This is a genomic window from Natrinema halophilum, from assembly GCF_013402815.2.
GTDB lineage: Archaea > Halobacteriota > Halobacteria > Halobacteriales > Natrialbaceae > Natrinema > Natrinema halophilum.
On record NZ_CP058601.1, the window covers coordinates 1746034 to 1772980 of the forward strand.

The 26947-nt window shown below is 54.9% G+C and carries 23 protein-coding genes; 16 read left to right on the top strand and 7 right to left on the bottom strand.

Annotated features, from left to right (window positions below):
* The first annotated feature begins 146 nt into the window (after window positions 1-146).
* From HYG82_RS29305 to cysC, 5 genes are all read left to right on the top strand, one after another.
* Window positions 147-1721 (top strand): alkaline phosphatase family protein, encoded by a 1575-nt coding sequence (locus HYG82_RS29305; RefSeq protein WP_179260611.1) that lies wholly within the window; start codon window positions 147-149, stop codon window positions 1719-1721.
* Window positions 1722-1858: 137 nt separating this feature from the next.
* Complete coding sequence (locus HYG82_RS29310; protein WP_179260612.1) at window positions 1859-2560, top strand: glycosyltransferase family 2 protein; 702 nt, start codon at window positions 1859-1861, stop codon at window positions 2558-2560.
* Complete coding sequence (locus HYG82_RS29315) at window positions 2557-4008, top strand: sulfatase (protein ID WP_179260613.1); 1452 nt, start codon at window positions 2557-2559, stop codon at window positions 4006-4008. The genes HYG82_RS29310 and HYG82_RS29315 overlap by 4 nt, the downstream gene beginning before the upstream one ends.
* 123 nt (window positions 4009-4131) lie before the next feature.
* Window positions 4132-5283: a sulfate adenylyltransferase gene (gene sat, locus HYG82_RS29320; RefSeq protein ID WP_179260614.1), complete on the top strand. Its 1152-nt coding sequence runs from the start codon at window positions 4132-4134 to the stop codon at window positions 5281-5283.
* The gene (gene cysC / locus HYG82_RS29325; RefSeq protein ID WP_284145032.1) at window positions 5283-5903 is read left to right on the top strand and encodes an adenylyl-sulfate kinase; all 621 of its coding nucleotides are present in this window, start codon (window positions 5283-5285) and stop codon (window positions 5901-5903) included. Before sat ends, cysC begins: the two co-directional genes overlap by 1 nt.
* A 12-nt stretch (window positions 5904-5915) precedes the next feature.
* Here cysC and HYG82_RS29330 read toward each other — a convergent pair whose 3' ends face one another.
* Window positions 5916-7223, bottom strand: a complete 1308-nt coding sequence (locus HYG82_RS29330; protein ID WP_179260616.1) for a DUF4910 domain-containing protein — start codon at window positions 7221-7223, stop codon at window positions 5916-5918.
* On the bottom strand, window positions 7220-8437 hold the full coding sequence (locus HYG82_RS29335; RefSeq protein WP_284145033.1) for a sulfotransferase family protein: 1218 nt from the start codon (window positions 8435-8437) through the stop codon (window positions 7220-7222). Before HYG82_RS29335 ends, HYG82_RS29330 begins: the two co-directional genes overlap by 4 nt.
* Window positions 8438-9226: 789 nt before the next feature.
* Between HYG82_RS29335 and HYG82_RS29340 the strand changes: the two genes are divergently transcribed.
* Both HYG82_RS29340 and HYG82_RS29345 read left to right on the top strand, forming a co-directional pair.
* A complete protein-coding gene (locus tag HYG82_RS29340) occupies window positions 9227-9466 on the top strand; it encodes a hypothetical protein (RefSeq protein WP_179260618.1) in 240 nt (79 codons plus the stop codon).
* 288 nt (window positions 9467-9754) lie between these two features.
* Window positions 9755-9928, top strand: coding sequence for a hypothetical protein (locus HYG82_RS29345; protein ID WP_179260619.1), 174 nt, complete (start codon window positions 9755-9757; stop codon window positions 9926-9928).
* Window positions 9929-10275: 347 nt separating this feature from the next.
* Here the strand turns inward: HYG82_RS29345 and HYG82_RS29350 are convergent, their stop codons facing one another.
* Complete coding sequence (locus HYG82_RS29350) at window positions 10276-10863, bottom strand: class I SAM-dependent methyltransferase (protein WP_179260620.1); 588 nt, start codon at window positions 10861-10863, stop codon at window positions 10276-10278.
* Between the two features lie 131 nt (window positions 10864-10994).
* Window positions 10995-12338: a surface carbohydrate biosynthesis protein gene (locus HYG82_RS29355; RefSeq protein ID WP_179260621.1), complete on the bottom strand. Its 1344-nt coding sequence runs from the start codon at window positions 12336-12338 to the stop codon at window positions 10995-10997.
* 237 nt (window positions 12339-12575) lie between these two features.
* Between HYG82_RS29355 and HYG82_RS29360 the strand changes: the two genes are divergently transcribed.
* On the top strand, window positions 12576-13487 hold the full coding sequence (locus HYG82_RS29360; RefSeq protein ID WP_179260622.1) for a glycosyltransferase family 2 protein: 912 nt from the start codon (window positions 12576-12578) through the stop codon (window positions 13485-13487).
* A gap of 32 nt (window positions 13488-13519) precedes the next feature.
* Here HYG82_RS29360 and HYG82_RS29365 read toward each other — a convergent pair whose 3' ends face one another.
* A complete protein-coding gene (locus HYG82_RS29365) occupies window positions 13520-15433 on the bottom strand; it encodes a sulfatase-like hydrolase/transferase (RefSeq protein WP_179260623.1) in 1914 nt (637 codons plus the stop codon).
* 242 nt (window positions 15434-15675) lie between these two features.
* Entirely contained in the window at window positions 15676-17016 is a 1341-nt protein-coding gene (locus tag HYG82_RS29370) for a sulfatase family protein (RefSeq protein ID WP_179260624.1), read from the bottom strand.
* A gap of 98 nt (window positions 17017-17114) precedes the next feature.
* On the opposite strand from HYG82_RS29370, the gene HYG82_RS29375 reads away from it, so the two are divergent.
* From HYG82_RS29375 to HYG82_RS29410, 8 genes are all read left to right on the top strand, one after another.
* A complete protein-coding gene (locus HYG82_RS29375; protein WP_179260625.1) occupies window positions 17115-18524 on the top strand; it encodes a sulfatase-like hydrolase/transferase in 1410 nt (469 codons plus the stop codon).
* A gap of 61 nt (window positions 18525-18585) precedes the next feature.
* Window positions 18586-19980, top strand: a complete 1395-nt coding sequence (locus tag HYG82_RS29380) for a sulfatase-like hydrolase/transferase (protein ID WP_179260626.1) — start codon at window positions 18586-18588, stop codon at window positions 19978-19980.
* Window positions 19981-20152: 172 nt separating this feature from the next.
* Window positions 20153-21595, top strand: coding sequence for an oligosaccharide flippase family protein (locus tag HYG82_RS29385; RefSeq protein ID WP_179260627.1), 1443 nt, complete (start codon window positions 20153-20155; stop codon window positions 21593-21595).
* 140 nt (window positions 21596-21735) lie between these two features.
* Window positions 21736-22671 carry an alkaline phosphatase family protein gene (locus HYG82_RS29390; RefSeq protein ID WP_218834210.1) on the top strand — a complete coding sequence of 312 codons (936 nt, stop codon included), beginning with the start codon at window positions 21736-21738 and terminating at the stop codon, window positions 22669-22671.
* Between the two features lie 150 nt (window positions 22672-22821).
* Entirely contained in the window at window positions 22822-23478 is a 657-nt protein-coding gene (locus HYG82_RS29395; protein ID WP_179260628.1) for a cytidylyltransferase domain-containing protein, read from the top strand.
* A 32-nt stretch (window positions 23479-23510) separates the two neighbouring features.
* Complete coding sequence (locus HYG82_RS29400) at window positions 23511-24167, top strand: fumarylacetoacetate hydrolase family protein (RefSeq protein WP_179260629.1); 657 nt, start codon at window positions 23511-23513, stop codon at window positions 24165-24167.
* Window positions 24168-24174: 7 nt separating this feature from the next.
* Window positions 24175-25194, top strand: coding sequence for a UDP-2,4-diacetamido-2,4,6-trideoxy-beta-L-altropyranose hydrolase (gene pseG, locus HYG82_RS29405; protein ID WP_179260630.1), 1020 nt, complete (start codon window positions 24175-24177; stop codon window positions 25192-25194).
* Entirely contained in the window at window positions 25191-25868 is a 678-nt protein-coding gene (locus tag HYG82_RS29410; protein WP_179260631.1) for a methionyl-tRNA formyltransferase, read from the top strand. The genes pseG and HYG82_RS29410 overlap by 4 nt, the downstream gene beginning before the upstream one ends.
* Here the strand turns inward: HYG82_RS29410 and HYG82_RS29415 are convergent, their stop codons facing one another.
* Complete coding sequence (locus HYG82_RS29415; protein WP_179260632.1) at window positions 25869-26918, bottom strand: N-acetylneuraminate synthase family protein; 1050 nt, start codon at window positions 26916-26918, stop codon at window positions 25869-25871.
* Window positions 26919-26947 lie beyond the last annotated feature (29 nt).

A 26947-nucleotide genomic window follows, 5' to 3' on the forward strand; every position in this document is an offset into this window, starting at 1 on the left:
TGTTCATCTCAGAACGTTTTGTTTGGACGTGCAGTTCAAAATCGCGAATGCCCTCGAGAATCCTCACCGACATCGAATAGTCAGTATCTGGTGAATACGTCATGGTACTCGAAAGTTTTATCATTTAAAACTGGGGACGGAACAGTATGGAAATACTCGTAATCGGGCTTGACGGTCTTTCGTATAATATGTTGGACCGTTTTGACGTTTCATTTCCCTATTTGGATTCTGTGAGAGAACAGGGAGTTTCCGGTGACTTGATGAGCGTCGACACGCCGACGACGATTCCAGCGTGGACTTCGTTTGCGACGGGAAAGGATCCCGGCAGTCACGGTGTCCACAATATGAATCAGGTGTCAAGCGAGTACGAGTACGGGCCAGTGAAACCTAATACGAGTGATGCAGCAGTGTACGATTTTCTCGACGACGCTCTCTTTCTCAATCTTCCAGCCTCCACAGGTCGTATTCCCTGCGCAGACGGTACGCTCGTCGAGTCGTCGTTGCTCGAGAAGACGAAAGCGGAGATGGTCCCCGAACCGTTGCGCGACCTCGATACCTACGAGGCGTACAATCCGATGCACGACCACTCGAAGAAGCAGCGACCGAACGTCTACCGTGACCACCTCCGTGACATTATCGCGTCTCGGGAGCGGTTCGCGCGGGAAGCCTTCGAGACGCACGACCCGCGGTTCGGCTTCGTACTGTTCTCGGCAACTGACTGGGCCGGACATATGCTCTCGAAGCTCACTTCCGAGGCAAAACGCGAAGAATTCTATCGAACAATTGTCGAAGACATCGGCAAAGCAGTCGAAGAACTCGCCGAGTTGGGGGAAAACGTCGTGCTGATGAGTGACCACGGCTTCGAGTACAAACACCATACGATCCACCTCGCTGACTGGCTACACGAACAGGGCTACCTCTCAGTAACCTCAAACGACGATAGCAAGAGTCACGGTGTCGTCGACCGCCTCGCTGACCGAACGGTTGAATTCGGTGTATCGACCGCACAATCGTTGTCGAGACGGTCCGATCGACTCTACGACTTCTTCCGGTTAGTCCACAACCGGCTCCTCGGGAGCGGCCTCGGCGACCGGATTCACGAGGCCTCGACGCCGGACGTCGACTACCCCGAATCGACAGCGTGGCAGCTCCGGTACGGCTGTCTATACCTCAACGACGACCGCTTCGAAAGTCCGAAGGTGAGTGCCGACGAACGGGAGCAACTCCAGCGCGAGCTCGTCTCCGGCCTCCGTGAGCTGACCGTCGACGGCGAGCGGATCTTTCGTGACGTACTCACTCCCGAGGAGGCCTATGCCGACCCCAGCACCGAGATGCCAGACGTGATCTCACGGCCTGCATCCGGCTACCACGCGATCACCCACTGGTCACCGACCGGCGGCTACACGAGTCCGACCGAGAACTTCGAACACAGATACCGTGGTCTCATCGCTGCCACGGGACCGCTATTCGGCACTGGCGAAATCGAGGGAATGTCTATCGTTGATTTGCTACCGTCGCTGCTCGCGGCGATGGGTGAGCCGCTCTCGCCGGAATTCGACGGAACGGTCCAGTCCGAACTGCTAGCGGACGAGCCGGCTGTCGAGTACCTCGATTCGGATGCGATTCCAACTCCACAGGTGCGAGGCGAGAGCCGAGCAGAGCAGGCAGAGCGCGAGGCGGTCGTCGAGGAGCGACTTGCCGACCTCGGGTATATGGAGTGACGCTCTCGACGTTCAGTCTCCGCCGAGAACCACTCGGCGTTGACCCGACGACCACTGCCATCCCATCCATCAACCACTACTGGCTCACCTCGCAGAGCTTATAGGTGGGCGTCAGAAGAGGTACTAGCGACAACCGCATGGTCAACGAGTCAGAGTTCGAGTCGATACAGAGTCGTAGCCAGCAGCCACACGAAGCCGTCGACCTGGAAACAGTGTTCGAGTCGGCATCGGTCGTCATTCCGACCGCACGGGAGCGAAACTTCACGGCCGAAAGCCTCCCGAGCTGGATTGATCCGATTATCGCCACCGAGGAGGGTCTCAACGTCGCTCGAAACCGGGGGATCGAACGGGCCGACGGAGAGTGGATCGTCCTCGTCGACGACGATGTGACGTTCCCGACTCGACTCACTGCGTGGCTGATCGACAGCATGCATCCGCTACATCTGGCCGGACTCGAAGACTACTGGCCGATGGACGGCATCCTCGGCCGGTATATGGTGTTCCACAGATCGCTCTGGGAGCAGATCGGCGGTTTCGACGAGTCGAGACCACACGGTGGGGACACGGATTTCGTCATCCGATGTCGGAACACCGGTGCATCGGTCGTGCGACTCCCCCGTCGGCTGATTCCCCACCATGATGCCGCCGGGGAGTTTACTACGACCCAACACGTCGAGTGGCTGTGGTATCTCGTCCGACGACACCCACGTCAGATGGTGCCGAAGGCGGCGAAACTCCTACTGCGGAAACTCGGACTCCTCTCGCCACGCCGTGGCACGTACCCCGACGGCTGGGAAAGTGCTGTCTGGCGCGTCCCCGAGGAGGGTGACGAAGAATGACGAACGTCCTGCTGATCGTTATGGACAGCGTTCGTGCGAGAAACACCTCCCTGCACGGCCACACACACGAAACGACACCGTATCTGTCCGAACTCGCCAACGAGGCTACCGTCTACGAACAGGCCCGCAGCCCAGGAACGTGGAGTCTTCCCAGCCACACGAGCATCTTTACTGGGTTCCACGTCCTCGAGCACGGAATCACGCGGGCGCGACACAAACTCGAACCCGGTCACACGATCTTCGAAGAACTCAACGACAACGGGTATACGACGGGTGTGTTCTCCGAAAATACGTGGATCACCGATATGGACTGTGGACTCCGTGATGCGTTCGACACCGTCGAGGGGGCTCGGAACCTCCTGTTCCCAGACGCTATCGATCCCTCGAACTTCGTGCTCTCGGAGGGACAGGGACAGTACACGCAATTCCTCCGTCGCTGTCTCGACCGCGATGACACGCTTCAATCACTCGCCAACGGTGCGTTCACAAAACTCGCGTGGGACTATCCGCAACTACTGCCGGATCGGTTCACCTCCTCGACGCCAGCCGAGGTGTACGGCGATCTATTCCTCGACTGGCAGGCCGAGCAGTCGGGACCGTGGGCAGCGACGATTAACTTCATGGACGCCCACCTGCCGTACCTCCCGGACGCGGAGCACGACAAATGGGGCGGCAAGCGTCTCCGGGCGCTCCAAGACGAGATGGACGATCAGGTCTGGGAGTTCAACGGCGGAAAGCGACCGTGGTGGCAACGGAAGGCCCTGGAGGGGCTGTACGACGGGACGATCCACCAGATGGACACACAGATCGAACGGATCGTTCGAAGGCTCCGTGAGCGCGGCGTCCTCGACGATACCCTGCTCGTGGTTACCAGCGACCATGGCGAAGGATTCGGCGAACCGAGCCGTATCCGTGGTGACCGAGACAGCCCACAGCCGAACGCACGCGTCGCCGCCCACGGTGCCGGAATCCACGAAGTGCTCTGTCACGTCCCGCTGCTCGTCCGCCCGCCGGGCGGTGGTGTCGGCGACCGCGTCGACGAACCGGCGACGCTCACCCAGTTCCCGACCGTGGTAAGGGAAACGCTCGCAGGCACCGCGGCGTCGTTCATCCCCGACGAGCCGGTCGTGGTTTCCTCACACGGCCTCGAAGAGCCGATGGAGGAACGGGCGTCTCGGTATGCCGGTGATCTCTACCGGTTCAACGGTGACTGTCGAGCGGTGTACGAGTCCGACGGGGAGACGGTTCGCAAGTTCCTCTCGTGGCGTGACAAGCGGCGACGAGTCGATGTCGCCGATGCGTTCGCGTCCTGGCTCGCGTCGGATTCGGACGACGACGTCGTCGACGAGCGATGCGACTCGATAACGGATCGTGGCGTGCGAAGGGACTCCGATGCCGAAGTCGACGATGCGACTCAGAAGCGACTCGAGGACCTGGGGTATATGTGACAGATGCATACAATATGTGGGAAATCGTTGATAAAACCGAGCAGCCATGGTTGTATTGGTAGATGTAGCCTCAATACGGATGAATCACAGCACTTGTTACGTTTCAGCTCAGGGTGATAAACGATGATCCAACCACACGGCAACACTCTCGTCGACAGGGTCGTCACTCCACAGAGGGCCGAAGAGATACAGACCGGTTTTGACGACCTCTTTACTGTCGAACTCGACTGGAACCTCTTTTTCGACTTCGCAAACCTCGCCCAGGGCGTCTACAGCCCGCTCAATGGGTTCATGTCTCGCAACGACTTTATGAAAGTTGTCAACGATATTACGCTCGAAAGCGGCGTCCCATGGCCGCTTCCGGTCGTCCTCGATGTCGACGCCGAAACGGCAAACGATGTCAAGCCAGGCGAGAGGATCGGGATCACAGTATCTAACGGGACACCTGTCGGGATTTTAGACGTTGATACCGTCTACCGCTACAACGAAGACGAGGTCTGTACTCAACTGTTCGGAACCACCGACGACGACCACCCCGGCGTGCGGACCATCCAGTCGAAGGCGCCGTTCTTCATTGGTGGGCCGATCAAAGCGTTTCCGGATGCGATCACCCGGCGGGGAGACCACGACCTCACACCAAAGGAAACGCGCGTCCTGTTCAAAAAACACGGCTGGGATACGGTCGTCGGCTTCCAGACGCGGAACGTTCCCCACCGTGCGCACGAGTATCTGCAGAAATCGGCTCTCGAGCACGTCGACGGGCTTCTAATCCAACCCAAGATCGGAGAAAAGAAATCGGGTGATTACATGAACGGAGCTATTTTGCAAGGGTACCGAACGCTAATCGATAACTACTATCCGACCGACAGGGTTGCACTTGCGATGTTCAAGTCCAGAATGTGGTACGCCGGGCCACGAGAGGCCATATTCGATTCGATTGTTCGTAAAAACTATGGTTGTACCCACTTCATTATCGGACGAGACCATGCAGGCGTCGGGAACTACTACGGCGATTTTGAAGCACAAGAACTGTTCGACGCCGTCGGCAATATCGGGATTGAACCGTTGTATTACCACTATGCCTTCTACTGTCATATTTGTGATGGTATCGTCTCGGAGAAAATTTGTCCACACGACAACGAATACCACCTCGAGCCGAGCGGTACGAAACTCCGAAATATGCTGTCCGACGGGAAAAAACCGCCCGCAGAATTGATGCGACCGGAAGTTGCCGAAACCGTATTAACACTTGGCGACGTATTTGTCGAAAACTAATGTTTACACTTTGGTTTATGGGTCGGCCCTCAGCAGGGAAATCTACTCTGGCGAGCCATGTCGAGGACCAACTTGTCGAAGCCGGCTATCCGATCGAAAATCTCGATGGAGATGACATTCGGAAACACCTCCACCCTGATCTTGGGTTCTCTCGAGAGGACAGGCGAACAAACAATCGGCGAACTGCGTACATCGCAAAACTGCTCAATCGTAACGATATCCCTGTTATTGTCGGGATGATTACCCCGTTCCGTGACTCCCAGGAACAGGCCCGCGACATTATCGAAGACGAGGGGGAGTTCGTCCAAATTTATGTGAAGTGCTCCGTTGAGGCCGCCGAAGAGCGCGACCCGAAAGGGCTCTACCAACAGGCTCGCGAGAAAAACATCGAAAAGTTCACCGGTGTGAACCACCCGTTCCAGGAACCGCTCAATCCTGAGATCATCGTCGACACCGAAGCGCAGTCCATCGACGACTGTGTCGACGACGTAATGACGCAACTGGAGACACTCGGTGTGCTCGATGAGCGTCTCGACGACGACTACTCGTTTTCGATCACCCGCTCGGAAGAACAGGACATCACCGAACGACTCGAAGAACTCGGCTATCTCGAAGAGTAAACGACAGCGATCTCAGGCAGAGCGATCGGAGTCGGCAAGTGGATCAGCGGTCGTGATGAGTCCACAGGCCTCGAACTCTTCGAGATAGCTTCTGACAAACTCGTAGTCAAGGTCGAACTTGTCGGCAATATCGAAGGCGGTGTGTTCTCCATCGAGGTAGCGCAGAATTCGGTGGCGAAATTCGTGGATGTTCCCCGTGTCCCTCGCCTCGATCTCGTTGGGATCGATATACAGATCGTACTTCGGATTTGCGAGACTCGGCATCCCCTCGAAGGTCCGCATCGGAACGAAGTCCGATTCCAGTACTTCGATTACCCGTTCGAGATACGAACAGTAACGTTCGAGCCGATGCTCCGAGATGATCTCCGGGTTGTCGAAATGTGTGTGATATTCTTCGTAGGGGAACCGTGTGACAGATACTGTCGGAATCTCGAACCCTGGCGATTCGAAGACTATCTCGTCGTTGCCGATCTGACTCCGGAATGGCCCTACTTCACCGTCGTCGACAGTCCTATTCAGCACGTAGGTTGCAACCCGGTCGAGCCTTGTCTCGCCGGTAAAAGTTCGCTGGAGCAGGATTCGGTTATCGTTGCCCGGCATTTCGAGGAAGATTCCGTACTGGACGTCGTCAATCTTGTCGCCGTTTGTAGCAAAATACGCTGCAGAACCGACCAACTCCTGGACGATGAGAAACGTATACGAATAGGTAAGCGACTCCCGCTGCTGGAGGCGGTTCATCAGCTCACAGCCAACAGCGACCCCGGCGAGATCGTCATTTGCCATCCCTGTATGATCGAGGTGGGCTGCCAGCAGGATCGTTTCGTCGCGCTGGCCCTCGATGTGGTGTTCGCCCACCAGCATTTCGTCATCTTCGAACTCTGTTTCGATACAGACCTCGTACGTCTCGCTATCGAGGGAATCGACAGTCTCCTGACGGGCACAGAACCCCCACTCGCTGTCCCACGGGCGGTAGTTCTGTCGGAAGTGCCACGGGATCGCATCCGACATCTCCGAGTGGGTGTGAACGTGATCGAGGAGTTCCGACTTCGTGATCGTGGCCTCGAATGGCTCAGAGTAGGAGATCAGATGCAGCGGGTGGTCGTCGTAATCAATAATTCGGTCGCCATCGACCGCAACGTACGCGTCATTGACGGACCATTTCTGTGGAACGACCCACGAATCCCAGATTTCGGTGCCGCTTTCGTAGGCGTGGATATCGAGATTGAGTTTGTACTCGTCTATATAGTCGAGACACTGTTCGTAGTCATCGGTGACGAATCCGCGATTAGTCAGGTACAACTCTTCGACGAGTTCTTTCATCGGTTAGTACCTGTAAGTCGTTCGACGGCAGCTCGGCAGTCGGCCGCAAGCTCCGGTTCGAGAAAGAAACTTCGATGGAGACGGCTGTCGAGACTCGCAAAGAGCTCGTCGTCAGCCTGAAGCAGTCGGTGCCGAGCCTCCTCCTGACCGAGCGTTCCGGTTGTCTCGGCAGCCGTCGACTCGCCGTCGTATGCCAGTATCCACTCTGCGAGTTCGTCGGTCGGGATGGTGGGCGGATCGAGTAGCTCCGCGTCGGTGAAGCCCGTCTCTGAGACGTACTTGTGTTCGTAGTCGAACAACGCCATCTCGGAGAAACACAACCGCTCGATGTAGCTGACCACGCGCTCGTTGAGTTCCTGTTCCCACTTCCGAACCGAATCGGTGTTGAACGACGGCTCTTCATCTTCATACGACGTGTTCTGGATCCATGGCTCGCCGCGGCCGTCGGTGAATTCGCCAGGGTTTAGGATCGATTTATCGAGTTCAATGTCGAGGAAATCACACATTCGCCGCGACGTTTCCTCCGGCGTCGTGACGAGGTCCTCGTATCGAACCACGAGCACGTCGTCGGAGAGACGCTCGTCGTGTGTCGCATACTGGTGGGTGAGCAGTGCCAGTTTCCGCCACTGGCGAGCGAGGAACAGCCACGGATATTTCGCGTCACGGCTATATTTCGAAGCACAGACGGCTCGCGGATCTCGAACCACGAGAACGAATTTGCTGTCAGGAACCGCATCTTTCACCGCTGGTGCAAATTCTGTCGTCCACACCTCCTTCGTTCCGATCCACGCTTCGTCGCCGGTTCCGTACTGGGCCGGAACTTCCGCAAGTAGTTGCTCAAAGACATCCGAGAAGGTATCTCCGGTCGTGTGCTCTGGGCCGAGTGCGTTAGCAATGTAGGGAGAGAACGGTTCACAGTGGTCGACAATACGAGACGCCAGTTCTTCGGAATCGCGGTCGAAAGTCCTCTCGAACGTGGTTGACTGTATAGCGTCGTACAGACCGAGTGCTTTCTCGTCCGCAAAATATGCACCCAACGGATCGTAGGGCTCAAAGTCGACGCTTTGCTCGGCGGCGACCGAATCCCGTACTGCATTGTAAAACGGACGAATCGGATCCGAGGCACAGACGATATCTTCGTGTGTGTCAAGCATCCGAGCTAAAAGCGTCGTTCCGGACCGAAACATTCCAAAAACGAACAAATGGCCCCTCATATATGGTATTTTATACTAATTCAGCTCTTAAAAGCATTTTGAGATCGGGGCCAGTGTAAACCCAGTTACAAGTAAGGGAAAGCGATGGCTGTTGGAGAATGATATACCATAACTAATTGTAAGATTTTCTTATCTAATTTCCAGTTATCACCATAGAAAGTCGGCAGCTCGTCTCCAGACGATCGCTACAAAACATCGTCAATCCAACATATTCGGCTCAATCGTCGAATAATGAGTCAAACGACCCAAGGAGGCGGGTGATTCAGAATTTTGTTAATTACTGTTTGTGACCGTGTGAAACTGCCAGGCATTCAGGACATTATAATGTAGGACGGTTCACATTGTCGATGAGTTTATCAACTATTTTTATAATTTCATGTTATGGACTACTACAGACGTTGTGTATATCCAAGAAATACACAACCGACTATAGAGTTCGATGATACGAGTGTATGTTCGGGTTGCCGATGGGAAGAACACAAACACAAAATTGACTGGGAAGCCCGCGAAGTCCGACTCAGAGAAATCCTCGAGGAATACAAACAGATCGCAGACAAACGAAACAACGAATACGATTGTATTGTCGGCGTGTCAGGTGGAAAAGACAGCCACTAGATCGTATATACGCTCACCGAAAAATACGACATGAACCCGCTTCTCGTCACGTACAATCATGGATACAATTCGGAAGTTGGCCTCCGAAACCTGCGTAATTTAGTTAGGCAATCCAACTGCGATCTGATTCGGTGTACGTCGAAACCGGACACTGTTCGGGAGATCAGTCGGTATATGCTGAAAGAAGACGGTGATATTACGTGGCCGTACCACGCGGGATTAACGGCATTCCCATTGCAGATTGCGATCAAAAACGACATGCCACTCCAGATATTCGGCGAAGGTCAGACACCACCAGAGGAGCTACAGCTGGACGATCTGGATGCGTTGCCTGAAGTGAGTTCGGAGACGATAGAGAACCGTCTTCACGGCCAGAGGCCGAAGAAATGCTCGACAATCCTTACGTCGATGTAACCATAACGACCTGTCTCCGTACATCGTGCCAGCCGAGGCGGAATTCGAATCTGTCGGGTTCAGATGGATTTATCTCGGCAGCTATATCAAGTGGGACAAGTTGAAACAGACCCGACTCCTTGTCAAAGAGTATGACTTCGAGATGAACCGAACAAACGTGAACGTACCTTCAACCAGTACGAACATATCGACAATCATACGAACGTAGTACACGGCTATCTAAAATTCCTGAAATACGGATACGGACGTGCAACCGATCACGCTCACCATGAAGTGACTGCAGGTCGGATGTCACGCGAGGAGGCGATTGATCTCGTCGAACAATGGGATCCAATCCGGCAAGACAGTCTCGATTTCTATCTCGACTACCTTGAGATCACTGAAGAGGAGTTCATGGACGCCATCGAACCGATGCGTGACGAGCGAATATGGGAAAAACAGGACAGAGTGGCAACGAACTGACTCCATCGGACATCACAAAGACGACGCAGGTGTCGATGATGTTCGGTTGAACCTTGTTCCGCCGGAAGACCGGACGTTCGGTGAGAACAATACAGGGTTCTATTACTCTGAGGAGTTAGAACCAAAACAATCAGACAATCCCCTTCGTTACACTTGAGGACAACTCGACGTTCACTATCTTTTAAACAGTGGTTCGATGATCAACGATCAAATCCGGACAAGGATGCCAAACACCACGTAAGAAATTGACTCGCGAGATACTCCATTGGAATAATCGACCAAGATGCATATTTGCGTGCAAACAAGCAGAGGTATGCCAAACATTAAAATAAACGAAACGACAGTTCTCATTCCGGCTGTTTGTTCAGACATTTGGAATAGGTGTATGTCGGATTCGGCCAGCTAAGGGCTTCGAGGAAGGACAGGATGACGATAATAGCAGCATTCGGATACCGTTGCCAGCCGGCCATCGTCGGATCATCGCCGTTGTGCAACCGACGATATGAACGAGTAAATTCGTTGTAGTAGTCGGTTCGCTGAACCGTATCAAACGATTCTTGAAGTCGACTTGCGATCGCCGCCGTTGGAGCATCGTTTGCGAGTTGAAGCAGGAGGCAGCCACCGGGAGTAAGATAATCCAAGAACAGCTCAAGCACCGGTAGCCGATCGTCAGGAGCAAGGTGTGAAAACGTGTGGGTGGAGACGATCATGCCGATTGAATCCTTCTGAAAGATTGGTCGGTGAATATCCGCATGGATCGCAGTGTAGTTCGGATCAGTGGCGAAATCCGCCTTTCCCTGACGGAGCCGGTCACGATCGATATCAACTCCGACGTACTGGTCGGAGCAGAAATATTCGGCATTGGCAAAATGCGAACTCGAGATATCGACTGCGATGTCGAATTTATCACTGTATACTCTGATATCATCGATCAATTTTGAATGGAGATACGTCCGGGCGTAATGAAGCCCGACTTTGTTGAAAAGGCAGTTCCCGAGCTTTTCCTAAAAGCGTGTCCGTCAATTCACTGGCACTCTATGGAGATAATTATGTGTACCGATGATGTCTACCGACTACAATGGAGTCGAAAGCCATTGACCATGTAAGGGAGGCGTTCGACTTGCAAGCCAGCCGGTTTGATGTCCTCAACGAATCGGTTGACCATAGACTCAACCTCCGCAGTTGAGGTGTAGGGGAATTTGTGCCGGTCCTCCCCACGGAGCCGCTTTACGTATAGGTCTTCAAACCGTTTCGATCCAACTGTCCGGACGAGTGCCCGCCGGAGACGGAGTTTGTTGTCGACTGGCAGTGGCGTTCGGTCGGCCTCAGTGGCTGTTAACGAGTCGACGATGTCAGCGATACGCTCGGCCGATAGATAATCAATATTATCGATATGGCGTCGTATCTTTGACTTTGGAGTACTGCCTAGAGCGAACGATACCTCACTGGAGAGATAGCCCTGTATCGAATCACACACTTCAGATGCGGTCTCACATCGTTCGCTAACTTCGTTTGGAAGGGACGATGCCTCTAAGCCATCAGGGACGTATGCAATTACAGGGGTATTAAGTAACGCCGAGGTAACGCCCGTCGTGCAACTGTTGTGGACGACAGTCTCGGCTGCCACTATCCACGGTCGAACTTCGAATCGGTCCTCGACGTGGACATTGTCATATGCATATAGGCTATTTTCGTAAAACGATGGGTTTTCGCCCGGATGTGGCCTGACGATTATATTCTTTTCTGGGAGATTTTCTGCCGTTTCAGCAATTAGACGTACGAATTCTGCAAATATTTTTGTCTGTGTTTTTAGAGACTTCATCGCACGCTTCCAGACTGGATGATCTTCATCGAAATTAGAAGCCATCTCTTTGACCGTTTTCTGCCCATTTGTCCTCGAAAAGTTCGCATTGAACAGAATAAACTCCCCATACTGCTCGTTGAGTTGAGTAGCACTCTGGTCGTAGAACGTTCGGTGTGGCTCTTGTAACAGATCGAATCGGGGATTGCCGGTTATTTCGACACGTGTATCGGGTGATTCTCTTTGAACGACCTCTTTGGCTACACCACCCCACGCACAGTAACAGTCCGCGTGTGTGAGTGTCTCAGGATCCTGTGCTTTCGCGAACTCCTCGGAGCCAGGAAACGCTGAACCTTCCGTTTCGAGAATGACCGTCTTGATCCCTCTCTCACTGAGTCGTCGTAATCGGTCTTCGTGGTCTCTCGAACCAGTTTCGAAGTATATGTCCGGATCAATCCCGTCGAGAGCGGTGTGCTGGATTTTGTTGCCGAGATACACATCATACCCTCGGCCAGCAAGTACTACTGCCAAAAATAGCTTCCCAGACAGTTCGCGGGACTTGATCTCGACTGGCAGAAGTATTTTCTGAGATTTGTTATCTGAAATCATATTATTACGTCACAGTGAATCGGTTCCTCTTCTGGAAGGAGCGAGATATACACAAAGAAACCTTTTGGTAAAGAGCTGGTATCATTCCACCGAGACTGTACTGCAACGCGTACATGTCGAACTCTGATAGTGGTGTATCTATAAAAACTTCGAAGGATAATGCGACAGTCGCCGTTCAAGTAGTGGGATTCATCGGGTAGACAACGTATTTATTGGCAACTATTCCAAACGCCACGTATGGTACAGTATTCGATCGCAGTCTGCAACTATAATATGGTCGATACCATCGAGGAGTCGCTCCGGTCGATGGCCGACCAAGTCGACCCCGAGGCAGTCGAGGTGGTCGTCGTCGACGGAGGATCGACCGACGGCAGCCGAGACGTGCTCCGGGAGTTGGCCGAGGAGTATTCACACGTTCGGGCCGTCCTCGACCGGAGCGACGAGTGCAACTGGCTCGGCGGCGACCGGAACATTTCGTTTCAGGAGTCTCGTGGCGAGTACGTCCTCGAGTCGATGGACACTGACGACTACTACTTCGATGGCATCGTCGACGACTTTCTACGGATCTACCACGCCGTTGAGCGGAACCGTGACGGCGAGTTTTTCTTTTCGGGACGCGGCATCAACGTCGCACCACGGTCGTTGCTCCTGAACGTTCCGTACTATGATCTCGGGGGAGCCGAAGACCGCGACCTGTGGCGTCGCCTATACGCCCGCGACGCACTGGTGTGGTTCGACCACGGACAGGTCGCCCGGTCGCTCGGGTACGACTTCGACCTGCGCGGGGAGATAAGCCGCGACATCCATGGGAAGGTCTGTGACTTCCAGTCGGGTATTTCGTTTCCCTCCGCGCTCCGGTGGGCGCTAGCCCACGAGAAACTCGGCGTATTCGAACGCGACAGATCACTGCCCGCCGAGGTCGCCAAACGGCTCTATGATCTGGTGACGCTACCGTACGCCTACCTGAAAGCCGCCGGGAAGGTGCGCCACGAAGCCCCATCCGAGTTTCGATGCAAGGGCGCGCTCGAACGAAAGATCGTCGAGACGCGAAAAACACTCCCCGAACTCGAAGCAGCGTATGGGTTCGAAATAGACCGCGAATCGTTCAGCGAGGCTGGGTATGAGGCATTTGTCGAGTATGGGAAGTGATTGCCAAACCCAGTCAGGACGAATCCAATTCACTATTTATATCCGAGATGTTTAAGCCGTTGTTCGACCTCCCCCGATGTCTGCACCTCCTCATTAGGAGTAGATGAAAGTATAGCTCTATGTGTGCTGATATGGTTCTCAATGAGGTCTTCAATTTCTTTCACCAGATATTGTGGTGGACAGGTGTTGTTTAAAGGTTCTCCAGAAACTCTGGAAGAGGTGTCATAATAACGCACATCAATTGGCCCATTTTCTACTTGAGATTTGGTCGGGTATTCTGGATAGTTATCATTGTATGTGTATACAGCTTTTACTGAATCTTTCTCGAGCGAAATAGTATACCAGTCTGGGCGCACGCGCTCGGTAATGCGAGGCATATCTGCTTTTGAAGTATTCTGCCAAGCAACACCATCAGATTGTTTTGGCGGATCTTCGCCAACAAGTTCTGCGATGGTTGGGAGAAAATCAATTATATCAGCCTCATCTGGAATATTGATATCAGTGTCATCTGGTGGTTTGATTATCATGCCTGGACGGATATTCGCATCTGTGACACTGTTATGTCCAGCAAACTCTCGCTCAAGGAAGTCTTCGCCGTGGTCTCCAGTTATTATTAGGAACGATTCAGAGTATAAACCAATATGTTTTAGATAGTTAATTAATCGATTGATCTGGTTCGCTGCATAACTGACAGACTGATAATAGTAGGATTTAATCAAGTTGATTTCATCGTCAGACATTTTTGGAGGGTTTTCAATTACTTCGAGATAATTATCGACACTCCGGTAAGAATTTAGAGTTTCTAACGTGTCAAAATCAACTGGTGAAATCTTAGAAGAAACGGTAGGGAGGTATGGATAGTGGGGGTCAAACAAATGAAGAAAATAGAACAACCGTTTCGAGTTTTCTTCGTGGTCCCTATCTAACCATTGAATCACCTGATCGACGATATCTGCGCCGTCATAATTTGAGTTATTCCAAGAAATTGGTTTGTATGCGTATCTATGCATACCTCGTCCGAATCCATATTCAACACCTGTTTTGTCTTTTGTTACGCAACCCGAACACTTATACATATTGTCACTAAGTATTTCAGGTATTGTAACTAGGTCGGGATGTATTCCGTACTGTCCTTTATTTTCTGACCCAGTCCCAACATATCCATGTACGCCTGGGTGTACTCCAGTGAACATAGATGCATGTGCTGGTCGGGTCCAGTGTCCCTGTGTACGTGGCTCGCTCGGTATTACTGCATCATCTCCTAGTAACTCCAGTACCGGCTCAAACTTATCGAGGGCATCATAGCGAAACGTATCAACCGAGATTAAAAATATAGGTGTTCCGTCTTGACCACGTGGTACGGGCAAAGAAAGTTGAGGGTTTTGATTTGCTTTCCAGTCATACTGTCTGATTTTCTCCGGAAGCACAAACAAACTGCCGACATCGTTCGAAATTTCTTTACGAAGTGTGATATGCGCCTCTATTGCAGGTTCTGAAACAGAGATTGATACTGGCAGGGTATTTCCCTCATGAAGAGGGGCATCCTGTATATTATATTCTACTGATTTTTCTGAGGTTTGGCCATTGGGATGAGTAAATATAGCTTCAAGTAATATAGCATCTGCATTTATGATATCAACTATTTCAGCATCTACCCGATTAAACTCTTCTGGAGGGGCTATTGAGACAGATTGCTCTCCATTGGAGTGTGTGAATATTGGATAGAGGTCCTTTTTGGTCTGTAGGCTTCTCCTTACTGCAAAATATTCATCATCGGGTCTTGGCTCAACTCTCACATAGCATTTCGGGCTATTACTTCTGATCCATGAAGGAGCGTATACTCTATCATTTATTTCACGGAAATCAGATGGTGAAAGTGACCGTTCAATACCATCTCGAGTATGTCTAGCCCCCCATTTTAGTAAGTGTATAAGACTTCCGACCATTGGAAGCAATTCTCTCTTAAAAATATAAAAATCTGCTGTAGCAGAACACGATGGGGTCTAAATTGACCCCCAGCCTTGATCAGACCCGCACTCAAATCACGTTAGGATCGCTGCAGTGATAATCCAACTCAATGATACATAGGGGCGTCTTGCTTTAGCAGACAAATCTGAAACACAGGTCTTGGGTAGGAAACAAACATAGTCATTGGTAGGACGTTCGATCGACGTCAACGTGTCAGCATTCACTCGAGATAGCCGAGTTCTTCTAACCGCTCTCGTGCGTTGTCGGTGACATCATCGGGGACACCGCTGTCGCCGTCCTCGAGGAGTCTTCCTGGGATTTTCGAGCGATATGCATGCCGTTTGGCCGGATTGTCGACCGACAGATCGTGCTGTTCGTCGGGATCGACATCGAGATCGTAGAGCTCTGCGTCTTCCCCGATGTCGATGTATTTCCAGCCCGCTGCCCTGACGGCGACGACGGGTACGTCGTCAGCGAACGAGCCACGCGTAATCGGCTCACGGGTGGTCGACTCCCGAAGATCCTTGCCGAGAAATGCCGCCGGTGGCTCGACGCCGTGGAGCCGACAAACTGTCGGGGCGATGTCGAGCAACTCCCGTTGTTCAGTGACCCTGGACGGGAGTTCAGGCGTTCCGTCCGGCGTTTTCATGAACATCGGGACCTGAACCAGTTCGTCGTACGGCCGGTTCCGATGGAAATACAGTCCGTGTTCGCCGAACTCCTCGCCGTGATCCGCCGTGAGGACGACCGAGGTGTCGTCCCACAATCCATCATCCGCCAGTCCGTCGAACAGCCGAGAGACGTGTTGTGAGGTGTACCGGATCGCCGAGTCGTACAAATCGACGAGCAACGTGCGCTGGTCATCGTCGATCGTCTCCGGTTCGACGCCAGCACTTGCCATCAGATCGAGAATCTCCGATCGGCCGAGGTCGGGGGCATAGGCTGGTGAATCCGCATTGATGGCGTACGGGCGGTGAGGGTCCATATAGTGAACCCACAGACAGAACGGTTCCTCGGCCTGTCGGACGAACTCGAGTGCTCGATCAGTCGTGGTTTCTGCACTCTCGAAGACGGCGACCTCGTGGATGAGCGACGCCGGAACCACGGTCTCCTGAATTGTACGAGCGACCTCGAACAGCCCGGTTCGCTGGAGGGTTGGACGAACCGTATCGAACAGCCGTCGAGCGAGCTTGTTCGTCGTCGGGACGGCTTCGTCGTGACTCGCCTGCCCGACGAAATCCTCGTAGACGTCCATCCCGTAAACGTCGTCGAACTTGGAGGCAAAAAACGTATTCGAGTGGATCGCACCAGTTCGAACATTGTCAGGCAGGGCCGATCCGAGTGTGGGACCGGACCGGACGGCGCTGTCGCCATCGTATCGAGACGTGAGAAGTGACGGGAGCGAAATACCGGTGTACGTTCCGTTGACGATCGCTTGGTCGAACGTCACACCACCGGCTTTGAGGAGCCGGTCGGCAGCCGGGAGCGTATCCCGATCGTAGCCGTATTGCGAGAGGTGGTCACGACGAACCGCATCAAGCGTGACGATAAGCGTGTTCACGAGCAGACGGAACGGAGAGTAGGGTAAAGTAACAAACGGTTACGGGTTGACTGTTCAGACCACTCAATTTAAGATGGTTCCATCGAGAGCCGGAACCAATGCGTAACGTCGTGTTGGTCTGTCTCGATGCGGTCCGGAAAGATGTCTTCGACGAGTACGCGAGGCGACTGCGTACCCGGGCCGGCATCGAGTACACGCAGGCCAGAGCAGTCAGTGGCTGGAGCGTCCCAAGTCACGCCTCCATGTTCACCGGCACATTGCCACACGAACACGGGATCCACACGTTCCACCGCGACTTCTCCGGACTCACTCGCGAAGAGACGTTTCTTGATCGACTCCCCGACCACGAGGTACTCGGCGCGAGTGCGAACGTGTACGCGAGCGACGCGTTCGGATTCGACGAGTTGTTCGACGCCTATCGGAGCGTCTCCCCGGATCGACGGTTCCCGGAAGGGCTGGACGCCGAACGATGGGGACAGGAGGCTGACGAGACCGGGATGGCGCGGTACCTCGCGTTCCTACGGTCGGCACTCCGTCACGAGCGGCCCCTTCCGAGTGTCGCAAACGGTGTGCTCGTTGAACTCGACAACTGGCTCGCGGATGCCCCGTTCGAAAAACCGCTAGACGACGGGGCGAACATCGTCGCCCGTGAAGCGAAACGACTCGTCTCGGAGGCCACCGAACCGTTCGTGCTCTTCACAAACTTCATGGACGTGCACGGACCGTTGACTCCCGTTCGGTCGTACGACAGCAGTTTGTACGATGCGCGACCGTCATGGTCCTCACGAGCGTTCGACGGACGGGCCGTCGAACGGGGCGAGATCGACGAGATCAGGGACGATATTACGCACCACCGGGAGCTGTATGCCGCCGCAACGGAGTACCTGGATCGGGTCGTCGACAACCTCGTCGACTGGCTTCACTCGAATACAAATAACGAAACGACGGTCGTCGTCACTGCCGACCATGGCGAAAACCTCGGGTACGAGGCTGATAGGCGACTGTTCGCCCACCGGAGCGGGCTCACCGAGGGGCTGCTGCACGTCCCGTTGCTCGTGTTGAACCCACCCGAGGTGATGGAGTCGACCGTCGACGACTACGTTTCCCACCTCCGCCTCGGCGAACTCGTGACCGGCCTCGCCACCGAAACGGTCCCAGACGTGACCGACGACGTGATCCCAGCCGAACGGATCGGCTTCAACGTCCCAGTCAACCCGAACGCGACACCACTCCGCGACGACGACCGTGCGATACGCGTCGCCTACGAGGGTGACGCGAAGTATCAGTGGGACACCCTCGGCAACCGCCACCGGTACCGGCTGGATCCCGACAGACCATCGTGGCAGGAACGCGACGCCCAGGAGGTCGATATCTCAGGGTACGAGACGACGCTGTTCGAGGTCCCGATTGACGAGTATCGGAGTCGCGTCGAGACGTCATCGGCAGAACGGACCGCGGCCGTTGACGACAGCGTCGAGGACCGACTCGCGGACCTCGGCTATCGCTGAGGGCGACACGGGGGAACACGTCTCGAAGAGTACTTAGCAATTGACTGATCTTCCACAGACAATGAGGAATATCGTGTTACTGTGTCTCGACACAGTACGCAAAGACTTCTTCGACGAGTATGCCCCGCGACTCGTCGACCGGGCCGACGTCGTCTACGACGGCTGCCGGGCGGCAAGTTCGTGGAGTGCTCCAAGTCATGCCTCGATGTTTACCGGACAGCTCCCGAGCGAACACGGTGTCCACGCGTTTCAACGGGATTTCTCGGTCGTCGATCGAGACGACACGTTCCTCGGTGAGCTTCCCGACTACCGGGCCCTCGGTGCGAGTGCGAACGTCTGGGCTGGCTCCTCGTTCGGGTTCGACACGCTGTTCGACAGCCTCTCGGACGTCTCGCCTGATCAGCGGTTTCCGGAGGGAATCGACGTGGCACGGTTCGGTCAGGAGACCGAAGCGGCCGGTCTCGCCCGACACCTCTCGTTCCTGCGGAGCGCGTTGGCACACGACTACCCGCTGAAGAGTCTCGCTAACGGTGCGGCAGTCCAACTTGACCGGACGTTCCAGCGGCTTCCACTGCCTAAACCGTTCGACGACGGTGCCTCTCTCCTCGAACGGGAACTCATGACGCAGATAGAGTCATCGACGGAGCCGTTCTTCGGCTTCGTGAATTTCATGGACGCGCACGGCCCAGTCCACCACGCTCGCGGGTATGATCGCTCGCTCCATGACGCGCCGTTGTCGTGGACCGCACGCACCGTCGACCTCAACGAACGCATTCAGACTGGCGACGAACAGACACTGGGATGGTACCGAGACCTGTACGGGACTGCGATTGACTACCTCGACCGTCGCGTCGTCGACTTCGTCGACCGAATCCAGCGAGTCACAGACCGCAAGACGACCGTCGTCGTCACCGCAGATCACGGCAACGACCTCGCACTCACTGACGAACGATACTGGGGACACACAGCGACCCGACTTACGGAGGCACTCCTCCACGTGCCACTGGTCGTCCTCAATGCGCCGGGTGAGTACGAGGCGAGACAAACAGAATGCGTCTCCCATCTCTCACTGCCGGCGTTGCTTGTCGGGATAGCCAACGAGGAGGTGCCGGATATCACCGGCGAGATGGTTCGCGCCGAACGGATCGGGAACAGCGGTCCGCCCGGCAAACTCGAAGCGGGCGACGTGCCGCCGGAAGAGAACATGGTGATCCGAGCGCTGTACGGCGAGGGCGAAAAGTACGTCTGGGACCACCACGGGAGTGGTGCGACCTACAGGCTCGACCCCGACCGGCCCAGCTGGGAAACGAAAGCATCGGCCGATCTCGACGTCGATCAACTGGATGCGGCCTTCGAGACAGATATTGAGACAATTGCAAAGCAAACCCGGTCTACGGACCCGCTCGATATCGACAACGGCACCGCGGACCGACTTCGGGAGCTAGGCTACCTGTGATTAGACAGTCGACGAGGAGACGTCGAGTCGGCGGCCGGAAGTTCACGTACCAGCGAAGGAGGGAATCCGGCTCTGGCGTCGGGATGTACAACCAACGAAGAGGGAGCGCAACCGACAGAGACGTAGTGGCGGCTGCGTTTCTTCCCCCTCACTGGTCGACGAGTGATGTTCGATGATCGGACGAGACACGACCGAACTATCGATTAGCCGAGAAGCCTTTCTGAATGTTGGCGCAAAAGTGATTCAAGCCGTACTAGGGTTTGCCGGCGTCATCATCCTTACTCGGATGTTAGGGAGCGAGGGACTTGGGCGCTATCGGACGGTCTTGGCGGCTGCGTTTTTTATTCTAACACTGTCAGAAGATATTGCAGCTGTAATCAGAAAACGAGTTGCAGAAGTTGATACCAATCCACCGGAGTTTCTAGTGTTAGGACTGGTTGTCCACTGCGGGGTGACGATTGTTACCATATTGGGATTGTTCATCGCTCGCTCGGCAGCCGTGTCGTACTTTGGATCAGCTGAACTTACAACCGGTGTCGCAATCGTCACAGCATCAGTTGGATTTTTTAGTGTCCTAAATTATTATCAAGCTGGTATTGGATACCCTGCTAGGGAGACGTGGTTTGATAGTCTTCGGTCGGTTTTTACGCTCGGTGCCCAGGTTGCGCTACTGATATTAGGGTTTCAAGCGTTTGGCGCTCTGGTCGGACTCGCAGTTGCATCCCTTGTCAGCGGAGTGTTCGTATGGCTCTCAATTCGTCACAAACTGGTAGTCCCTACAGCACGAACGGCCCAACGGACATATGATTACGCGCGTCATTCACTACCATCAAGCATAGCAAATAATCTGTATCAGAGAGCAGACCCATTACTAATCCGCTCATTCAGTGGAGCAGGTGATGTTGGCTTTTACGCACTCGCGTCACAACTTACAATGCCAGGGACGCTCTTTGCAAGTAGTATCACGAGCGTCCTATCTGTCAAGTCGAGTGGTGTCAGCTCAGTCGATGGGGAGGTTCGACGGGATCTCATTAACTCCACCACATACATCGGCTTAGTATCGGTTCCGATCCTGTTTGGGGTCCTTTCTATTTCCAACTCAATAATGCAATCAAACTTATTTGGAACAACGTATCGCAATGCCCCCGGGTTGGTTCTCGTTGGCATGGGAACAATCAGGGTTTTAGATGGGTTCAAAAAACCATTCAGTGCGGCCGTCAACGGTATCGATCGCCCCGATATCAATCTAAGAGTGAAGCTATTCACCTTACTCGTATATGCTCCCATAGCAATTGGCCTCGGTCAAGTCTATGGGCTCTTCGGAGTTGTCGCAGCGACGGTTATCGCTGAGGGAGTTGCTCTCATCTCATACCAATTCGTCGCAACCCGCCTATTCGATGGGATAGTTTTTCCGAAACCAGTCGGCCACCAGTTCCTCGCCGGTGGCGTGATGTTCGCCGCGGTCGAAGGACTCTCACGAGTGATGGATCTCAGCCAGCTCGCCGTGCTCGGGTTCGTCATCGGTGTCGGTGCCATCGTGTACTTTGCGACCCTCCTACTTGTAAGCCAACACTTCCGAAAGACCCTCGTCCGGACACTCAACGACTTCAATTGAGCTAGCAGCAGACGCAACTCGATGGTCACTCATGCCTCAATTTGCCCTGTCCGACCGTGATCCGTTGCCATCGTCACGTAATGGACTCCGGCGCTACTGGTTGAAAACCCATATTACCTGCTAGAAAAATTACGAGGGTAATGGGCCTCAGCGAGTTCAGCAAAAACATACGGTACTATCTCGACCATCAACCGCCAAGTCGTGCGGTACAGAGCATCTTCGGGGAACTCCTCGCTGGAGTTGCACGACGGGTAGGCCCAGCACTCCCAACTCGAGGAGTCAATTTTTACGACCGTGAGTGGGACGTGCTTATCATACTCGATACGTGTCGGGTCGACGCACTGCAGGAGGTGGCCCCCGAGTACGACTTCCTCCCATCAGAGATCGACTCGACGCGATCTGTTGGCTCGAAGACCGTCGAGTGGATGCAAAAGACGTTCACCCCGGCGTACCGGGACGAAATGGCCCGGACGGCCTACGTGACGTTCAATCCAAACAGCGAGGAGGAACTCGACCCGTCGTGGTTCCAGCACCTCGACGAAGTGTGGCGAACCGACTGGAACGCGGCGGAAGGTGGCGTGCCACCGCGTCCGGTCACGGACCGCGCTATCGCGGCCCATCGGGAACTGAGTCCTGACCGCCTGATGGTACACTACAAACAGCCTCACACACCGTATCCGCAGTTCGAAAAGCTCGATCCAGTTAACGAAGTCGACGACGACGCTAACGACCGAAGCGGACCATTCGGTGCGCTCATCGAAGGCCGCGTGACGCGCGAGGAGTTGTGGGGGGCCTACCTCGACGATCTCCGGTTAGCTCTCGACGATATTGCCCTCCTGCTCGAATCGCTGGACGCCGACCGCGTCGTCATTACCGCCGATCACGGAGAGTGTTTCGGAGAGTGGGGTCTGTATGGCCATCACGGGTGGGTGCCAGCCCCCGAACTCGTCTCCGTACCATGGGTTGTCACGTCTGCGGAAAACACCGCTGACTACGAGCCCGAAACGGATCTCAACGCGACTGTCGATCAGGAAGACGTCGACGACAAGCTACGGGCACTGGGGTATAAGGCGTAGTCAGCCGTCTCAGCCTCGTTCCAGACGCCCACACCGACGTTCGGGGCGATATCCCGTCACGGTGTAACAGACTTACATTCTCGACAGCTTCCAAACAGTCCTTCTCAGAGTGTCCACAGAAGTTTTAGTAGTACCGGAAAGACAAGAGGTGTGAACCCTACTACAGTTCAAATTCAGGCCCGACTCGGATCCACACGGTTACCGGGAAAAGTTCTCTATCCACTTGGGGCCAAACGAGTTCTCGGGCTGGTCGTCGACCGCGCTCGACGCGCCGAGAAACCGGACCAGATCATCCTGACAGTCGGCGACCGCCCTGAAAACGACGCGATCCGTGAGTGGTGTGACCGAAACGGTGTTGCGTACGATACCGGTCCAGAGGAGAACCTTCTGGAACGACATTATCAGGCGGCCGTGGCTGCAAATAGTGATCCAGTAGTCCGCGTCACGGGCGACTGTCCGTTCGTCCCGTCAGCCGAAATCGACCGTGTGATCAGCGAACACGAACACAACGAGGCGCGATATACCACGAACCACTCAGCGGAAATGCCGATCGGAACCGCCGTCGACGCCATCGACAGAGAGGTACTGTCCGAACTCCGTGACCGTGGAGCGGATCACCCAGTGCGTCGACTACGAGACAACCCCGAAGAGTGGGATGTCGTCGTTACACCGAACCAACGGTGGATGTCGGTCGGCGATGCCCATATCGCTGTTGACACGCCCGATGACTACTGGACACTCTCCGATGCCGTCGAAGCTGTCGGTGACGAACCACACACGGTGGCCGAATGGGTTTCGGGACGGTAAACTATAACAAGTAACCAGCGGATACCTCCACTATGACCGAACTACCATCCGGTGAAATCGGAAAATTCGTTGCTCTCGGCGGGGGATTCCAGTCACATCTCGACGAGAAAGAACGAACCTACCGGTGGCCGGATCTCTGGGTCGTTCCTGACGAAGCAGTGATTGATGGGGGCGAGCCAATCGAAATCCCGGATCGGGTCGACGACGTCAAACCCGGCTCAGAGCTCACCGCAGTCATTGGTGAGGATATCTACGAGGCCGACAAAGCGGAGGCGTGGGATGCAATCAAGGGGTTTACCATCTCTAACGACGTGACAGCCTCGGGGGATTGGCCGGGCTGGTCCGATCCGGACCACGGCATGGTCACCGGCGTCGGCTACAAATTACTCCCGACGTTCTCGCCAATCCTCAATGAGTACGTCGAGAAGGGCGACGAGGCTGACTACGATGACCTGGCAGTTGAGGTGCACGTCGACGGAGAACCGACCGTTTCGGGGTCGACCGCTCAGATGACGTTTACGATCCCCGAGATGGTCTCGTTTGCGAGCAACGTCTGCAAACTTCACGAGAACGATGTGGTCGCGCTTGGAGATCCTGGAAATCCGACCAATTTCCTTGATGACGCAGACTCAGTCACGTGTGAGATAGAGGGGATAGGCAAGCTGACGAACCCAGTCGAACGCGTCTAACGATCCGATGGACGTCGTACTTCGGGTCGACGGGGGGTCCAAGATCGGTTATGGGCATCTCGTTCGTACGGGTGCACTCGCTGACGAGTTACACGCACGAGGCCATACGATTACTGTCGCAACGACGACCCCAGCACCAGCCCAAGAGGTTTTCCCGTCAGGCAGTACGACCGTCGACCTTCCGTCGAGAGGCGACCCGGAACCGTTCGTCGAATGGCTCGACTCGACGACAGTCGATGTCGTATTCACCGATGCCTACCCGGTCGATACCGCCTATCAGCAGGCGATTCGACAGCGAGTGCCACTCGCAGTGCTACAGGACGACGCCCGGCATGCTGTCTGTGCAGATCTGTTCGTAAACGGAAATCTGTACGGCCCAAATCAGAATTACGAGTTCATCGGCGATCTCCCTGAGACGTGTCTCGGAACGAAGTACGTACTCCTACGGCGCCAGATTCGGAGGCGAGCGGCTGAAGAACCGCCATGGCGGGAGAAGCCTGAGCGTGCTCTCGTCACGATGGGAGGCAGCGATATCGCAAGTCTGACACCAACTGTGGTTCGTGCGTTCGACGGCCTCGACCTCCGAGTCGATGCGATTGTCGGGCCAGGGTGCACGGAAGCACAAGAACGGTCAGTTCTCGAGGCAGCGACCGAAATCGAGGCTGACGTGCGTGTCGTGCGGGACCCGGATGATTTGGCAGACCGTATGCTAGCATCCGACTTCGCGGTGAGCACAGCCAGCAGTACCACCTACGAGCTCCTCGCCCTGGGAACGCCACTCGTAAGTATTGCAGTCGTCGACAACCAGGAACCGATTGCGACGGCACTCCGCGAGCAGGATATCGCGACCGTGCTTCCGCGGGATGCCGACGAGACGACACTCCGTTCCGCAATTGAAGTGTACGTTACCGACGCAGAACGCCGCCAGCGGCGGCAGAAACACGGGAAGGAACTCGTCGACGGGCGGGGGACCGAACGTGTGTGTGCCGAAGTGCTTTCAATCGCTGAAAACCATCCCGACACATGAGCGAGACAATCGACATCGTGTTCCTCGGTATCAACGATGCAGGGATGCGTGTCTACGAGTGGCTCTGTGAACGCGACGACGTTTTCGTCCACTCCCTACTCACGACACGAGAGCAACTGCAAACCGTTGAGGCCGTCGAACCGGACTACGTCGTCTCGTGTGGCTACCGTCACATCGTTCCACAAGAGATTCTGAAAGTTCCGACCGAAGGCTGTCTGAATCTTCATCCATCGCTCTTACCATACAATCGAGGCGCGAATCCGAACGTCTGGAGTATCGTTGAGGGTACTCCCGCGGGCGTCACGATACATTATATGGACGCTGGCCTCGACACCGGGGATATCGTCGCCCAGCGGAACGTCGAACAGACGTTTTCCGACACCGGAAAAACGTTGCAAAAGCGACTGGAGAATGCACAGGTAGCCCTATTTAAAGAATCGTGGCCGGATATCATCGCTGGCGATGTCGTCGGCGACACTCAAGACCCAAACGCCGGAACGTATCACCGAACAGCTGAATTCGACGGACTCTGCGAACTCGACCCCGAGGAGACAGTGCAGGTAAAGCCGTTTATAGACCGCCTCCGAGCACTCACCTATCCCCCATACGATAACGCGAGGATCGAAGTCGACGGTGAAACCTACACGGTCGAGGTCGACATCACAAAAATGTAATTACGTGTCCACGTCGTCCCACTGAATACCGGTGCTCTGCTGAATATCACGGGCGGCTGTTTTACCAACGATGTCGTCGTAGAATTTCGGGTGGAGACCGGCCGCCTGTTCGCCTGGTCGAAGCACCTTCACGTTCTCGGTTGTGAGTTCCTCGCCAGCCGTGATGTCGTCGACGGCGTGGACCGCGCGTCGAGCCTTATCGTGAAGCTCGGACTCGACATCGAGAACCGACTTCTCACTCGTCCCGAGTGCAGCCTCTGTGTCACGAATTGCCGTCACCATAGCGTCGAGTTCGTCGGGCTCGAGGGCAAACTGATGGTCGGGACCATCCATCGTCTTATCGAGGGTGAAATGTTTTTCGACAATGCTTGACCCCAGTGCGACGGCGGCCATCGGGGCGGTCACGGGATCGAGAGTATGGTCCGAGAGCCCCGAAGGGACGCCGAATTCGTCTGCGAGCGTTTCCACGACCCGCACGTTGATGTCTTCGAGCGGGGTCGGATAGGCGGCCACACACTGGAGCAGCGCGAGACCGGTTGTGCCGGCACGCTCTAGAACGTCGACTGACTCCTGCACCTCGTCGAGTTCGTGTGCACCGGTCGACATGATGATCGGCTTGTCGGTGGCTGCGAGCTCCCGGAGGAACGGGTGGTGGCTGCTGGTGTAACTAGCGACCTTCCAGGCGGGGACGTACTCCGAGAGCAGTTCGGCCGATCGCTCGTCGAACGGAGTCGACATGAAGTAGATCCCTCGTTCAGTACAGTAGTCGTGAAGCTCTGGGATCCACTCGTGGGGCATCTCCATCGATTCGATGATGTCGTAAATCGAGCGGTCGTCATCGAGATACTCGACCTCGCCGCTGTCTTCGACGTACATGTCCTCCGCGCGAAAGGTCTGGAACTTCACGGCATCGGCCCCAGCGTCGACGGCGACATCGACGAGTTCCTTTGCGGTTGCTAACTCGCCGTTATGATTCGAGCCGGCCTCTGCAATAACGAATGTTGGTTTGCCCGGGCCAACAGGTCGGTCGCCTATGGTGAACGTCTCCATACCCCAGTACCACGGTGGAAGGAAAATAA

What these genes read in the sequence shown, in the direction of transcription:
- HYG82_RS29360 (WP_179260622.1), top strand. Translation starts at nt 12,576, where the DNA reads ATGGTACAGTATTCGATCGCAGTCTGCAACTATAATATGGTCGATACC.
- HYG82_RS29375 (WP_179260625.1), top strand. Translation starts at nt 17,115, where the DNA reads ATGCGTAACGTCGTGTTGGTCTGTCTCGATGCGGTCCGGAAAGATGTC.
- HYG82_RS29400 (WP_179260629.1), top strand. Translation starts at nt 23,511, where the DNA reads ATGACCGAACTACCATCCGGTGAAATCGGAAAATTCGTTGCTCTCGGC.
- HYG82_RS29310 (WP_179260612.1), top strand. Translation starts at nt 1,859, where the DNA reads ATGGTCAACGAGTCAGAGTTCGAGTCGATACAGAGTCGTAGCCAGCAG.
- HYG82_RS29415 (WP_179260632.1), bottom strand. Translation starts at nt 26,918, where the DNA reads ATGGAGACGTTCACCATAGGCGACCGACCTGTTGGCCCGGGCAAACCA.
- cysC (WP_284145032.1), top strand. Translation starts at nt 5,283, where the DNA reads ATGTTTACACTTTGGTTTATGGGTCGGCCCTCAGCAGGGAAATCTACT.
- pseG (WP_179260630.1), top strand. Translation starts at nt 24,175, where the DNA reads ATGGACGTCGTACTTCGGGTCGACGGGGGGTCCAAGATCGGTTATGGG.
- HYG82_RS29365 (WP_179260623.1), bottom strand. Translation starts at nt 15,433, where the DNA reads ATGGTCGGAAGTCTTATACACTTACTAAAATGGGGGGCTAGACATACT.
- HYG82_RS29380 (WP_179260626.1), top strand. Translation starts at nt 18,586, where the DNA reads ATGAGGAATATCGTGTTACTGTGTCTCGACACAGTACGCAAAGACTTC.
- HYG82_RS29390 (WP_218834210.1), top strand. Translation starts at nt 21,736, where the DNA reads ATGGGCCTCAGCGAGTTCAGCAAAAACATACGGTACTATCTCGACCAT.
- HYG82_RS29330 (WP_179260616.1), bottom strand. Translation starts at nt 7,223, where the DNA reads ATGAAAGAACTCGTCGAAGAGTTGTACCTGACTAATCGCGGATTCGTC.
- HYG82_RS29340 (WP_179260618.1), top strand. Translation starts at nt 9,227, where the DNA reads ATGCTGAAAGAAGACGGTGATATTACGTGGCCGTACCACGCGGGATTA.
- HYG82_RS29315 (WP_179260613.1), top strand. Translation starts at nt 2,557, where the DNA reads ATGACGAACGTCCTGCTGATCGTTATGGACAGCGTTCGTGCGAGAAAC.
- HYG82_RS29345 (WP_179260619.1), top strand. Translation starts at nt 9,755, where the DNA reads ATGTCACGCGAGGAGGCGATTGATCTCGTCGAACAATGGGATCCAATC.
- HYG82_RS29305 (WP_179260611.1), top strand. Translation starts at nt 147, where the DNA reads ATGGAAATACTCGTAATCGGGCTTGACGGTCTTTCGTATAATATGTTG.
- HYG82_RS29335 (WP_284145033.1), bottom strand. Translation starts at nt 8,437, where the DNA reads ATGAGGGGCCATTTGTTCGTTTTTGGAATGTTTCGGTCCGGAACGACG.
- HYG82_RS29385 (WP_179260627.1), top strand. Translation starts at nt 20,153, where the DNA reads ATGATCGGACGAGACACGACCGAACTATCGATTAGCCGAGAAGCCTTT.
- sat (WP_179260614.1), top strand. Translation starts at nt 4,132, where the DNA reads ATGATCCAACCACACGGCAACACTCTCGTCGACAGGGTCGTCACTCCA.
- HYG82_RS29410 (WP_179260631.1), top strand. Translation starts at nt 25,191, where the DNA reads ATGAGCGAGACAATCGACATCGTGTTCCTCGGTATCAACGATGCAGGG.
- HYG82_RS29355 (WP_179260621.1), bottom strand. Translation starts at nt 12,338, where the DNA reads ATGATTTCAGATAACAAATCTCAGAAAATACTTCTGCCAGTCGAGATC.